This is a genomic window from Georgenia satyanarayanai, assembly GCF_009193135.1.
In the GTDB taxonomy this organism is placed as follows: Bacteria; Actinomycetota; Actinomycetes; order Actinomycetales; family Actinomycetaceae; genus Oceanitalea; species Oceanitalea satyanarayanai.
On record NZ_VUKC01000002.1, the window covers coordinates 436,477 to 449,229 of the forward strand.

At 73.1% G+C, this 12,753-nt stretch carries 11 protein-coding genes; 9 read left to right on the plus strand and 2 right to left on the minus strand.

Annotation, left to right across the window (positions count from 1 at the left end; genetic code table 11):
• The first annotated feature begins 53 nt into the window (after window positions 1-53).
• Complete coding sequence (locus GD632_RS04575) at window positions 54-920, plus strand: DUF5926 family protein (protein WP_152189177.1); 867 nt, start codon at window positions 54-56, stop codon at window positions 918-920.
• Window positions 921-974: 54 nt separating this feature from the next.
• Window positions 975-1,769 (plus strand): glycosyltransferase family 2 protein, encoded by a 795-nt coding sequence (locus GD632_RS04580; protein WP_152189179.1) that lies wholly within the window; start codon window positions 975-977, stop codon window positions 1,767-1,769.
• On the opposite strand, the gene GD632_RS04585 is transcribed toward GD632_RS04580, so the two are convergent.
• Window positions 1,745-4,114: a hypothetical protein gene (locus GD632_RS04585; protein WP_152189182.1), complete on the minus strand. Its 2,370-nt coding sequence runs from the start codon at window positions 4,112-4,114 to the stop codon at window positions 1,745-1,747. The two genes, GD632_RS04580 and GD632_RS04585, sit on opposite strands and share 25 nt — an antisense overlap.
• 88 nt (window positions 4,115-4,202) lie before the next feature.
• On the opposite strand from GD632_RS04585, the gene pheA reads away from it, so the two are divergent.
• Together pheA and GD632_RS04595 are read left to right on the plus strand one after the other, a co-directional pair.
• Complete coding sequence (gene pheA / locus GD632_RS04590) at window positions 4,203-5,153, plus strand: prephenate dehydratase (protein WP_152189184.1); 951 nt, start codon at window positions 4,203-4,205, stop codon at window positions 5,151-5,153.
• A 47-nt stretch (window positions 5,154-5,200) separates the two neighbouring features.
• A complete protein-coding gene (locus GD632_RS04595) occupies window positions 5,201-6,406 on the plus strand; it encodes a diacylglycerol/lipid kinase family protein (RefSeq protein WP_152189186.1) in 1,206 nt (401 codons plus the stop codon).
• Window positions 6,407-6,480: 74 nt separating this feature from the next.
• On the opposite strand, the gene GD632_RS04600 is transcribed toward GD632_RS04595, so the two are convergent.
• Complete coding sequence (locus tag GD632_RS04600; protein WP_152189188.1) at window positions 6,481-7,053, minus strand: 1-acyl-sn-glycerol-3-phosphate acyltransferase; 573 nt, start codon at window positions 7,051-7,053, stop codon at window positions 6,481-6,483.
• Between the two features lie 71 nt (window positions 7,054-7,124).
• Here GD632_RS04600 and serS point away from each other — a divergent pair, with 71 nt between their 5' ends.
• From serS to GD632_RS04625, 5 genes are all read left to right on the plus strand, one after another.
• The gene (gene serS, locus GD632_RS04605) at window positions 7,125-8,390 is read left to right on the plus strand and encodes a serine--tRNA ligase (RefSeq protein WP_152189191.1); all 1,266 of its coding nucleotides are present in this window, start codon (window positions 7,125-7,127) and stop codon (window positions 8,388-8,390) included.
• Entirely contained in the window at window positions 8,387-9,241 is an 855-nt protein-coding gene (locus GD632_RS04610) for an HAD family hydrolase (protein WP_152189193.1), read from the plus strand. The genes serS and GD632_RS04610 overlap by 4 nt, the downstream gene beginning before the upstream one ends.
• A gap of 112 nt (window positions 9,242-9,353) precedes the next feature.
• Window positions 9,354-10,739, plus strand: coding sequence for an ABC transporter substrate-binding protein (locus tag GD632_RS04615; protein ID WP_152189195.1), 1,386 nt, complete (start codon window positions 9,354-9,356; stop codon window positions 10,737-10,739).
• 103 nt (window positions 10,740-10,842) lie between these two features.
• A complete protein-coding gene (locus GD632_RS04620) occupies window positions 10,843-11,796 on the plus strand; it encodes a carbohydrate ABC transporter permease (protein ID WP_152189360.1) in 954 nt (317 codons plus the stop codon).
• Window positions 11,793-12,743, plus strand: a complete 951-nt coding sequence (locus GD632_RS04625; protein WP_152189197.1) for a carbohydrate ABC transporter permease — start codon at window positions 11,793-11,795, stop codon at window positions 12,741-12,743. The genes GD632_RS04620 and GD632_RS04625 overlap by 4 nt, the downstream gene beginning before the upstream one ends.
• Window positions 12,744-12,753 lie beyond the last annotated feature (10 nt).

A 12,753-nucleotide genomic window follows, 5' to 3' on the forward strand; every position in this document is an offset into this window, starting at 1 on the left:
CCGGGGGCGCGGCGGGCGCAACGGTTTCCCGGGGCCAGCTAGGCTGGTCGACCATGGGTAAGAAGAGCCGCAAGCGCCAGTCCGAGAGCCCTCGCCCGAAGCGGGTGGAGGTGCCCTTCGTCGAGCGTCCCTTCGAGGGGCTGCCGGGGGAGACGGACTGGGTCGCGATGCGCGAGGTCGTCCCCTCGGCGACCGCCACCGTGCGCACGACGGCGGAGTACGGCTCCCGCGAGGTCGTCGTCGCCACCATGCTCCCCGAGCTGTGGCCGGCGCTGCACCGCGAGGACGGCACCGTCCTCGTCGGCCTCCAGACGGCCGCGAAGTCCGGGGACGCCAGCCGCGACGTCGCCGCCGCCCTCCTCCTCGCCCTCGACGCCGAGCCCGGCGCGCCGGTCCTCAACCTCGGCATCCTCGAGCCGGGCCCGCGCCTCCAGGACGTCCTCGACCTCACCGTGCCCTTCGAGCCCGTCGTCCACGACGACTTCGCGTTCTGGCTCGCCGCCGACCAGGAGCGCGACGCGGAGGTCACCGCCGCGATCGAGCAGTCCAGCGAGGGCATCGTCCCGACCGTCAAGGTCGCGGGCGTCGAGTCCGCCTACTGGTGCCGGATGGGCCGCGAGTTCCTGCGCTGGGCACGCCCCGAGCCGCAGGAGGCCGTCCTCGACGCCTTCGCCCGCCTCCACGCCCGCCGCGAGTCCGAGCTGGAGGAGGGTGCACGCTTCGTCGGGGCGTTCCGCACCAGCGGCATCCTCGTGCCCGTGTGGGAGCTCGTGCCCGGCACCGAGGCCGACGAGCTCGCCGGTCCGTGCGCCGAGTTCGAGAAGCGTCTCGAGGCGGCGCTCGCGGAGACGGGCCCGCTCGACGCGGACGCCCGGCGCGCACGCGCGGGGATCGTCTCCCGCCAGGTCACGCTGCGCTGACGGCCCTGTGCCGTGAACCTGCACGAAGGCCGTGACCGCGACTACGCTCGAGGGGTGAACCGGCGCCCGAGCACCCAGCGGGTCGCCGTTGTGATCCCGGCGAAGGACGAGAGCGCGCGGATCGCGGCGACCGTCAGGGCCGCGCGTGCCATCCCGCACGTCGACCTCGTCGTCGTCGTCGACGACGGCTCCGGGGACGAGACCCAGCACATCGCCCGGGCCGCGGGCGCTGTCGTCGTGCGCCACTCGGTCAACCGGGGCAAGGCCTCGGCGATGGAGACCGGCGCGTCCGTCGTCGCGATGCGCGACGCCCCGGACGGCCCGCGGCGGCTCCTCCTGTTCATCGACGCGGACCTGGGGGAGACGGCCGTCGGCGTGGCCCCGCTCGTGGACGCCGTGCTCGCCGGCACCGCGGACTGCGCCATCGCCGCCCTGCCGCCCCAGCCCGGTGCGGGCGGCCGCGGGATCGTCGTCGGCAAGGCGCGGCGCGCCATCGCCAGCGCGACGGGGTGGCTGCCCACCCAGCCGCTGTCCGGCCAGCGCTGCCTCACCCGCGAGGCCTTCGAGGCGGCCGTGCCGCTGGCCGGTGGGTGGGGCGTGGAGACCGGCATGACGATCGACCTGCTCGTCCAGGGCTTCACGCTCGTCGAGGTCCCCTGCGACCTGCGCCACCGTGCGAGCAGCAACGACCTCGGCGGCCAGCTGCACCGTGCCGCCCAGTACCGCGACGTCATGCTCGCCGCCGCGGTGCGCCGTGCCCGGGGGGTGCGGGTGGGGGCGCGCCAGCTCGGCGACCGTCCCACGCAGCAGGAGCCCGGCCGGCCCTACCGCGCCGTCGCGACCGGCTGAGCGGGTCTGGCCGACCGCAGGCGCAGCAGCCAGCTCGCGACCACCCCGATGAGGAGCGGCACCGCGACCGAGATGCCGATCGCGGGGATGACGATGCCGGAGTCGTTGACCGCGAAGCCGATCCCGAGCGCGATCGCGACGGCGACGAGCGCCGGGCGCAGCATCCGAGCGTCCGCCTCGAGCCGGCGCAGCGAGGAGCCCTCCGCGAGCCACCCGTAGGCGGCGTGGTCGCCCCGGCGGGCGGCCCGGCGCAGCGGCTGGGTGAGGACGAGGACGACGAGCGCGATCCCGCCCACCGCGAGGAACGTGAGGGTGGAGCCGACGAGGTTGGCGAGGTTCTGCCCGAGCTTGCGCAGCACGACGTCGACGAGCCCGCCGTCGAGCACGGTCTCGATGAAGCGGCCGAGGTGGCTGCGCTCGGCGGGCGGGCGCAGCCAGTCGACGAGCGAGAAGGAGATGGCGACGACGGCCGCGACGCCGAGGACGAGGAGGACCCTCCGCCACGTCAGCCGCACCCCCAGGGCGAGCAGCGCGAGGATGATGAAGGCCGGGAGCAGCGCCGGCGGACCGCCGAAGTCCGCGCCGATGCCCGGGGCGCCGTTGAGGACCGTCGCGACGAGCCCGACGACGCCGACGACGAAAGCTGCGGCCCGCCGCCGTCCGCGGCGCACCAGGGGCTCGGCCAGGCAGCTCGCGGTGAGGATCGTGCTCGTCGCCCACAGGGCGAAGGAGGAGTTGTTGATCCCGTAGAAGCGTCCGCCCACCTGCGGCTGGACGCCCATGAGCGCGGCGAGCTGGAGCCGGGCGCCGGTGAGGACGTCGACGGCGAGGACGACGGCGGTGATCCCGGCGACCACCCCGACCGGGGCGAGCAGCTGCCGGCGCCAGGGCCGGGCCAGGGCGAGCCCGGCGATGAGCGCGGCGATGGCGAGGGTGGCGGTGAAGACGACGAGTCCCGGGGAGCCGGTGCGCCACCACGGCAGGAGGTTGGCGAGGTAGCTGGCGACGGGCACGGCGGCGACGGTGACGGCGGCACCGCGCAGCGTCCGCAGGGCGGCGTCCGGGTCCACGGCACGGGCAGCGCGGGCGATGCCGGCCCAGCCGCTCGAGCGCCGCCGGTCCAGCCAGCGTCCCACGCGGTCGAGGACGCCGCGGTTGAGCCCCACGGTGACGAGCGCGTAGAGCGCGAGGTTGACGAGCACGAGCCCGGAGAAGAACGGCGCGGTCAGTGGACGCACGGCCATCGCATGCCGGTTCTCGTCGATGAGCGTGGCGATGCGCCCGGCACCGGTGCCCCCACCCGTGGCGACCCGGACCGGTGCACCGGCCAGGCCCGCCGGGGCGTCGAGCGCGAGGCGGTCGAGCAGCGTGGGCAGGAGGTCGGTGGACTGCACCATGCCCGGCTGGCGGGTGGAGCGGCTCTCGAGCATCCCGGCGGGCTCGTCCGGCGCGCCGAGCACCATCACCTGCATGACCGGGGTGGTGCCGGAGTCCGCGAGGGAGGACAGCAGGACGGTGGCACCGGCGGGCAGGGCCCCGAGGACCGCCGCGGCGCGTGCTTCGACGACAGCCACCTGCTCGGTCCGGTCGAGCCCAGCCAGCGGCCAGTCGCTCACGGCCTTCTCCGGGGCGTCCTCCTCTGGCCCCGAGAAGCGCCGGTCCTCGGCGGGCAGGAGCGGGTGGTCGCGGTCGCGGACGGCACCGAGGTCGACGACGAGCAGCCCCACCTCGGGCGCGAGCCGATCGACGACCTCGCCGAGCCGGTCCGGGTCCTCCGGGCGGGGCACCTGCTCGCCGACGACGGCGCCGGCCGGGTCGGCGAGCGCGATGGCCGCGCCCGGGCCGACCCCGGCCGCGGCGACGCCGGCGCCGGCGAGGAGGTCCCCCAGCGTGCCGGGTCGGGCGTCGTAGGAGGCGTCCGCGGCGGCGTCGAGGTAGTCCGGCCAGCCGGGCACCTCGCCGCCGGTGGCGTCCTCGAGGCGGCGGCACACGCCGGGGGTGGCGGCGGGCAGGTCGGCGGCGCGCCGGCCGGCGGAGACGGCCAGCCAGCCGTCGGCCGGGCAGGTGCTCGAGCGCACCGAGCGGACCACCGAGTTCGCGACGCCGGCGTCCTCCGCGAGCGCCCACAGGTGCGGGGTGGCGAGGGCGGACAGGTCCTCCCAGCGCAGCCCGCCCGTGCCGAGGAGGACGACGGGTGCGCCGGCCGACGAGTCCGGGGTGGCGGCGTCGTCGTCCGTCATGGCGCCGAAGGCGGTGCCGGCGACGGGCAGGACGAGCGCAGCGATGAGAGCCACCGCGAGCAGGACGAGGCCTACGCGCGTGACGGTGTTCCGACGACGCCTCACCCCGGCAGCCTACGTGGCGACCCCGACCGCGACCGCTGGCTAGGCTGCGCTGGGTGCGCACGGCGCGCACGCACGCGAAGGAGAGCCGATGTCCGAGCAGCAGCTGGCCCGCTACACCTACCTCGGCCCCGAGGGGACCTTCACCGAGGCGGCGCTGCGGGCCTTCGTCGGCACCGAGCACGTGCGCACCGACCCCTCCACCGACGTCGTCTCCGCGCTCGACGCCGTCCGCGCCGACCGCGCGGACTTCGCTGTCGTGCCGATGGAGAACTCCGTCGAGGGTGGGGTCAACGTCACTCTCGACACCCTCGCCTCCTCGCCCGAGCCGCTCGTCATCGTCGGGGAGGTCGTCGTCCCGGTCGCCTTCGTCCTCGCGGTCGTGCCGGGCACGACGCTGGACCGGGTGCGGAGGGTCTCCACCCACCCGCACGCGTGGGCGCAGTGCCGCGGCTGGGTGGGCCGCGAGCTCGACGGCGCGGTCCACGTCCCGGCGACCTCCACCGCGGCGGCCGCCGCGCTCCTCGCCGACCGGGGCCGCGACGCCGGTTTCGACGCCGCGCTGTGCTCGGCGCTGTCGGCCGAGCGCTACGGCCTGGAGGCCCTCGCGGAGGGCGTGGCGGACAACCCGCACGCGGTGACGCGCTTCGTCGTCGTCTCCCGTCCCGGTGCGCTGCCCGAGCCGACGGGCGCGGACAAGACCACGCTCATGGCTCACCTGCCCGACAACGAGGCCGGCTCCCTCCTCGCGATGCTCGAGCAGTTCGCGGTGCGGGGGGTCAACCTCTCCCGCATCGAGTCACGGCCGATCGGCGACTCACTGGGCCGGTACTCCTTCTCGATGGACCTCGAGGGACACGTCGCGGAGGAGCGGGTCGCGGCCGCGCTCATCGGCCTGCACCGGGTGTGCCCGCTCGTCCGCTTCATGGGCTCCTACCCGCGGTGGGACCGCCTCGCCCCGCACGTCGCGCCGGGCACCCACGACGCCGACTTCGTCGCGGCCCGCGCCTGGGTCGAGCGCATCCGCACCGGCCAGGTCTGACCCGGCTCGCTCGCGCGGAGGGCGGGGCGGCGCACTACGGTCAGCACGTGGGCTGGGAGCAGTGGGTCGCCGTCATCGCACTCGTCGTCGCCGTCGCCGGCCTCGCCGTGGGGCTCGCCGTGTGGCGCGCGCTGAAGCGCCGCACCCCCTCCTTCTCGCTCGATGACCCGCCGCCACCCGCGCCCGAGGTGCCGCCCGGGCCACCCGCCGTCGTCTTCAACCCCTCCAAGGGCGCCGACGGCGAGCGGCTGCGTGCCCTCGTCGCGGAGGTTGCCGCCGACTCCGGGCTGCCCGACCCCCTGTGGCTCGAGACCACCGTCGAGGACCCCGGTGGTGGCCAGGTGCGCACGGCCCTGGAGCGCGGCGCGTCCGTCGTCATCGCCGCCGGCGGTGACGGCACCGTCCGCGCCGTCGCCGAGGGTCTGGCCGGCACGGGCACCCCCATGGGGATCCTGCCCATGGGCACCGGCAACCTCCTCGCCCGCAACCTCGACCTCCCGCTCAGCGGCCACCGCGACATGGCGGTCACGGCGCTGACGGGCCGCAACCGGACGATGGACCTCGGCTGGCTCCGCCTGGAGAAGCCGGCTGCGGCCACCGAGCCGGAGGAGGACGTCTTCCGCGGGGAGCCCGGCCGCACGGAGGTCGCCCCCACGCCCTCGGACGACAGCCAGGCGCCGGAGGTCAAGGCGGGGGAGGTGCCCGGCGCGGACCTCGAGAAGGAGCACGTCTTCCTCGTCATCGGCGGCATGGGGTTCGACGCCGAGATGGTGAGCGGCGCCGACGACCAGCTCAAGGCCAGGATCGGCTGGATCGCCTACTTCGTGGGCGGCGTCAAGCACCTGCTCGGTCGCAAGATGCGCGCCACCCTCGAGCTCGGTGAGTCCGAGGAGACCGCCACCTTCCAGGCGCGCACGGTGCTCATCGCCAACTGCGGGCGGCTGCCCGGCGGGGTCGTCCTCTTTCCCGACGCCCAGCTCGACGACGGGTGGCTCGACGTCGCCGCCATCGACACCCGCGGCGGGATCATCGGCTGGGCCGACCTGCTCCGCAAGGTCGTCCTCCACAGCGTGGGGGTGCGGCGCGACCTGCTGCCCTACAGCACCGGCAGCATCGACTTCCGGCGCGCCCACAGCCTGACGATCCGTACCGAGGAGCCGGAGCACGTCCAGGTCGACGGCGACCTCCTCGGTGAGGCCGCGGTCGTCCACGCCCGGGTCGAGCGCGGCGGCCTGGTCGTGCGGACCGCCTGACGGCCCGTCGGTAAGTCGGCTGTCGGCGGGAAGTCGGCTGTCGGCGGTAGGTCGGCTGTCGGCGGGGGAGGGGGCTACTGCTCCTCGGCGTGGAGGCGGGGGATGCGCTCGGGGCCGCCCCGGACGCCCACCTTGCCCCGGTAGAACTCGCGGATCGTGTCCATGTCGGCGCGGACGTCGCCGGTCATCGTCAGCGTGGGGCCCAGGCCGGCGGTCATCGTGCGGCGGTCCACGTAGCCGAGGGTGACCGTCATGCCGGTCGCTCGGGCGATCCGGTAGAAGCCGGACTTCCAGTACGGGGTGGCCGACCGGGAGCCCTCGGGCGTGATGACGAGGTACGTCGGCCCGGTGCCCACCTGCGCGACGAGCTCGTCCACGAGCCCGCTCGGGTCGTCACGATGGACCGGGATGCCGCCCAGCGCCCGCATGAGCGGCCCGAAGGGTCGCTTGAACAGGCTGTTCTTGCCGAGCCACCGGACGTTGACGCCCCAGTGCCAGGACAGGGCGAGCATGAGCACGAAGTCCCAGTTCGACGTATGCGGCGCCCCGAGCAGGATGCCGCGGCCCTCGGCGGGCGGGTGGGTGGGGTCCGGGGACCAGCGGCTCAGGCGCCAGTAGGCGCGGGCCAGGGCGCGGCGGAGTCTCACGAGCCAGACCCTAGTGCCACCGCCGCCCGCCCGCGTGTGAGGCGGGGAGCCACCCCGGATAGGCTCGGCACGTGATCGATCTCAGAGCGATGCGCGAGCAGCCCGACGTCGTCCGTGCCAGCCAGCGGGCCCGCGGTGAGGACCCGGGTCTGGTCGACCGGGTCCTCGAGGCCGACGAGCGCCGCCGCTCCGCGCTGAGCACCTTCGAGCAGCTGCGCTCGGAGCAGAAGGAGGTCAGCCGTTCCGTCGGCAAGGCCGCTCCCGACGAGCGCCCCGCCGTCCTGGCGCGCGCGAAGGAGCTCGCCGAGCGGGTCAAGGTCGCCGAGCGGGACGCCGCGGCCGCCGCCGAGGAGGCCGCGACGGTCACCTACCAGCTGTCCAACGTCGTCGTCGACGGCGTGCCCCCGGGCGGGGAGGACGACTTCGTCGTGCTCCGCACCGAGGGTGAGCGCCGCGAGCTCGAGCAGGTCCGTGACCACCTCGAGCTCGGCGAGGGCCTGGCCGCGATCGACGTCAAGCGCGGCGCGAAGGTCTCCGGCGCCCGTTTCTACTACCTCACCGGTGTCGGCGCCCGCCTCGAGCTCGCGCTCCTCAACGCCGCGATGGACCAGGCGATCGCCGCCGGCTTCACCCCGATGATCACGCCCACGCTCGTCTCCCCGCAGGTGATGAGCGGCACCGGCTTCCTCGGCGAGCACGCCGACGAGATCTACCACCTGCCCGCCGACGACCTCTACCTCACCGGGACCTCCGAGGTGGCGCTCGCGGGCTACCACGCCGACGAGATCCTCGACCTGTCCGACGGCCCGCTGCGCTACGCCGGCTGGTCCACCTGCTACCGCCGCGAGGCCGGCTCCTACGGCAAGGACACCCGCGGCATCATCCGCGTCCACCAGTTCAACAAGGTGGAGATGTTCAGCTACACCACCGCCGCCGACGCCCAGGACGAGCACGCCCGCCTCCTCGCCTGGGAGGAGGAGATGCTCGCCAAGGCCGAGCTGCCCTACCGCGTCATCGACGTCGCCGCCGGTGACCTCGGCTCCTCCGCCGCGCGGAAGTTCGACTGCGAGGCCTGGCTGCCCAGCCAGGAGCGCTACATGGAGGTCACCTCCACCTCGAACTGCACGAGCTTCCAGGCCCGCCGCCTGGGCGTGCGCCACCGCGGGGCGAACGGCACCGAGCCGGTCGCCACCCTCAACGGCACCCTCGCCACCACCCGCTGGCTCGTGGCGATCCTCGAGAACCACCAGCTCCCTGACGGCTCCGTGCGCGTGCCGGCCGGGCTGCAGCCCTACCTCGGCGGCCTGGACGTCCTCTCGCCGGTGGCACCGCGATGACGCTCACCGTCGACGCCGTCCGCGACCACCTGCCCGCCGCGTTCCCCGCGGCCGGGCCGGACCTGCTCGTCGCGCTCGACATCGACGGCACGCTCATCGACCACGAGGAGCGGATGACGACGGCGGTGCGCCAGGCCGTCGGCCGGCTGCGGGACGCCGGTGCCCGGGTGATCCTCTCGACGGGCCGCTCGGTCTCCGCCGTCGTGCCCATCCTCGACGAGCTCGACCTGCGCGAGGGGTGGGCGGTGTGCTCCAACGGCGCCGTCTGCCTGCGCCTGGACCCGGCCCTCGAGGGCGGCTACGAGATCAGCGACGTCGTCACCTTCGACCCCGAGCCCGCCCTGCGGCTGCTGCGCGAGGAGCTGCCCGACGGACTCTTCGCCGTCGAGGACCTCGGCCGCGGCTTCAAGGTGACCGCCCCGTTCCCCATGGGGGAGCTGACCGGGGAGATGACCGTCGTCGACTTCGAGGAGCTGTGCGCGGCACCCGCCAGCCGCGTGACGCTCCGCGCGCCGCACCTGTCGGCGGCCGACTTCCACGCGCTCGTCGAGCGCGTCGGCCTGCACGGTGTCTCCTACGCCGTCGGCTGGACCGCCTGGCTCGACCTCGCGCCCGACGGCGTCACCAAGGCCTCGGCCCTCGACACGCTCCGTGAGCGCACCGGCGTCGCGCCGGGTGCCACGGTGGCGGTGGGCGACGGGCGCAACGACATCGAGATGCTCCGCTGGGCGGGCCTGGGCGTGGCGATGGGCGGGGCGGACGAGGTGACCCGCGCGGCCGCGGACCTCGTCACGGCGCCCGTCGAGGAGGACGGCGCCGTGCCCGTTCTGTCCGCACTTCTGCCCGCGTGACCAGATCGTGACCACGCTCAAGGGGTGAAATCCTTGCAGGACTGCGCCATTAGCGCTTCATTGGAGGAGCGCACGTGCGTGCGCCAGTCCAACGATGGCGTGGAGGAGATCAATGAGGATTCGTAAGCAGCGACGTGCCGGATCGCTCGCGGCGGGTGCCGCAGCGGTGGCACTTGTCCTGGCCGCCTGTGGCGGCGCTGACGACCTCGGCGGCGGGGGCGGCGGCGGGGGCGGTGGTGGGGGCGACGACGCGACCACCGAGGCCGACTGCGCCGACTTCGAGGAGTACGGCACCTTCGAGGGGGAGACGGTCACCCTCTTCAGTTCGATCCGCGAGCAGGAGGCCGACCAGCTCCAGGACACCTTCGAGGCGTTCACCGAGTGCACGGGCATCACCGTGGAGCACAACGGTTCTGGTGAGTTCGAGCAGCAGGTGGTCGTCCAGGCAGAGGGCGGCAACGCCCCGGACCTCGCGATCTTCCCGCAGCCCGGCCTCCTCCAGCGCATGGTCGGTGACGGTCACCTCGTGCCCGCACCGGACACCGTCGAGGCCAACGCCGACGAGGGCTGGAGCGAGGACTGGAAGGCCTACGGCACGGTCGACGGCGAGTTCTACGCCGCGCCGCTCATGGCGAGCGTGAAGTCCTTCGTCTGGTACTCGCCCAGCGCCTTCGAGGAGAACGGCTACGAGGTCCCCGAGACGTGGGACGACCTCATGGCGCTCACCGAGCAGATCGCCACCGACCACGGCTCGGAGACGGTCAAGCCCTGGTGCGCCGGTATCGAGTCCGGTGGGGCGACCGGCTGGCCCGCGACCGACTGGATCGAGGACGTCGTCCTGCGCTCCGCCGGTGCGGACGCCTACGACCAGTGGGTGACGGGCGAGCTCGCGTTCAACTCCCCGGAGATCGTCGACGCCGTCGACATGGCCGGCGCGATCCTCAAGAACGACGACTACGTCAACGGCGGCATCGGCGACTCCCGCTCCATCGCCACGACCTCGTTCAACGACGGCGGCCTGCCGATCCTCGAGGGCAACTGCTTCATGCACCGCCAGGCCTCCTTCTACGAGGCCCAGTGGCCGGAGGGCACCGACGTCAGCCCCGAGGGTGACGTCTTCGCCTTCTACCTCCCGGGCATGACGGCGGAGGAGAGCCCGCTGCTCGTCGCCGGTGAGTTCGTCGGGGCGTTCAACGACAACGAGGCCACCGCGGCCGTCCAGGCGTTCATGTCCTCCGGCGAGTGGGCGAACACCCGCGTCGAGATCGGTGGCGTGACGTCGGCGAACCGGGCCGTCGACCCGGAGCTCGCGTCATCCGACGTGCTGCGCCTGGCCATCGAGCTGCTCCAGGACGAGGGTGCCGTCGCCCGCTTCGACGGCTCGGACCTCATGCCGTCCGAGGTCGGAGCCGGGTCGTTCTGGACCGCGATGGTCGACTGGATCAACGGGTCGGAGACGCAGTCCGTGCTCGACACGGTCGAGTCGTCCTGGCCGTGATCTGACACGAGCTGACGGGGGTGCGGCGGGCTCGCCGCGCCCCCGTCGGCGTCACGACGAAGGAGCCGATGTGGATTTCTTCCTCTACTCCAAGATCGGTCAGATGATCCTGGCCGTCCTTGCGCTGCTCGCCGTGGTCGCCGTGCTGCTCGGCGGCGCCCGGCTCGCCGACCGGTTCGCGGGGCGTTCGCGCACCTTCTGGGTGGCGGTCGCGTTCGCCGGGCCGGCGGCCGTCCTCCTCGGGGTCGGGCTCATCTACCCGGCGATCCGGACGACCATCATGTCCTTCATGGACCGCCGCTCCCAGGAGTGGGTCGGGCTGGCGAACTACGAGTGGGTCTTCACCGACGCCTCCGCCCTCCAGGGCTTCATCAACACCTTCTGGTGGGTGATCCTCGTCCCGCTCGTCTCGACCGCCGTCGGGCTGGTGTACGCGATCCTCGTCGACAACTCGCGGTTCGAGAGGATCGCGAAGTCGCTCCTGTTCATGCCGATGGCGATCTCCTTCGTCGGCGCCGGCATCATCTGGCGGTTCGTCTACGAGTACCGCGGCGCCGCGCAGGAGCAGATCGGCCTGCTCAACGCCATCCTCGTCGGCCTGGGCTTCGAACCGCTCCGGTTCCTCCAGGACTCCCCGTGGAACACCTTCTTCCTCATCGTCGTGATGATCTGGATCCAGGCCGGGTTCGCGATGGTGCTGCTCTCCGCGGCCATCAAGGCGATCCCGGCCGACATCGTCGAGGCCGCGCGACTCGACGGTGTCACCGCCTGGCAGATGTTCCGCCGGATCACCGTGCCGAATGTGCGGCCCACGCTCGTCGTCGTCCTCACGACGATCATCATCGCGACGCTGAAGATCTTCGACATCCCGCGCACGATGACCGGCGCCCGGTTCGACACCCAGGTGCTCGCCAACCTCATGTACGACCAGTCCTTCACCTTCGGGAACAACGGCATCGGTTCGGCGCTGGCCGTGATGATCTTCGTCCTCGTCATCCCCGTCGTGGTGTTCAACGTCAGACAGATGATCCGCAACCGGGAGGTGCGTGGAGCATGAGCGTCGCACCGGCGAACCCCGCCGTCACCGAGCCGGGCTCGTCCCGGTCCCTGCCCGACCCGATGCGGCCGAGGCGTTCCGCCGCGAGCAGCGCCAAGGGCATGCTCACCTCGCGGATCGGCTCCGCCGCCGCGATCATCATCGCGGTCCTGTGGACTGTGCCGACCGTGGGGCTGGCCGTCGCCTCGATCCGTCCCGAGTCCGAGATCCGGACCTCAGGGTGGTGGACGTTCTTCACCGACCCGTCCTTCACGCTGGACAACTACCGGGAGGTGCTCTTCGGGCGGGCCTCCTCCGGGGCGCTGTCGAACTTCTTCATCAACTCGGTGGTCATCACCGTCCCGGGCACGCTCATCCCGCTCGTCTTCGCCACGATGGCGGCGTACGCGTTCTCCGTGCTCCAGTGGCGGGGCCGGGACACGGTCTTCGTCATCGTGTTCGCACTGCAGATCGTCCCGCTGCAGATGTCGCTGATCCCGCTGCTGCGGATCTTCTCCGGCACGGCCGCGGCCGAGGCCTTCCCCTACCTCGCGGTGTGGGTGGCGCATGCGGCCTTCGCGATGCCGCTGGCGACCTTCCTGCTGCACAACTTCATGTCCGAGATCCCCCGCGAGCTCCTCGAGGCCGCCCGGGTCGACGGCGCCGGGCACACGACCGTCTTCCTCAAGGTCATGCTCCCGCTGCTCGTACCGGCGATCGCCGCGTTCGCAATCTTCCAGTTCCTCTGGGTGTGGAACGACCTGCTCGTCGGGCTGACCTTCACCGGCGGGAACAACGCGGTGCAGCCACTGACCGCCCGCCTGTCGGAGATGGCGGGCTCGCGGGGACAGGACTGGCACCTGCTCACCGCGGGCGCCTTCGTCTCGATCATCGTCCCGCTCATCGTCTTCCTGTCCCTGCAGAAGTACTTCGTCCGCGGTCTGCTCGCGGGCTCCGTCAAGGGCTGAGCGAGAGCCA

What these genes read in the sequence shown, in the direction of transcription:
- GD632_RS04610 (WP_152189193.1), top strand. Translation starts at nt 8,387, where the DNA reads ATGACGCTCACCGTCGACGCCGTCCGCGACCACCTGCCCGCCGCGTTC.
- GD632_RS04575 (WP_152189177.1), top strand. Translation starts at nt 54, where the DNA reads ATGGGTAAGAAGAGCCGCAAGCGCCAGTCCGAGAGCCCTCGCCCGAAG.
- pheA (WP_152189184.1), top strand. Translation starts at nt 4,203, where the DNA reads ATGTCCGAGCAGCAGCTGGCCCGCTACACCTACCTCGGCCCCGAGGGG.
- GD632_RS04625 (WP_152189197.1), top strand. Translation starts at nt 11,793, where the DNA reads ATGAGCGTCGCACCGGCGAACCCCGCCGTCACCGAGCCGGGCTCGTCC.
- GD632_RS04620 (WP_152189360.1), top strand. Translation starts at nt 10,843, where the DNA reads ATGATCCTGGCCGTCCTTGCGCTGCTCGCCGTGGTCGCCGTGCTGCTC.
- GD632_RS04615 (WP_152189195.1), top strand. Translation starts at nt 9,354, where the DNA reads ATGAGGATTCGTAAGCAGCGACGTGCCGGATCGCTCGCGGCGGGTGCC.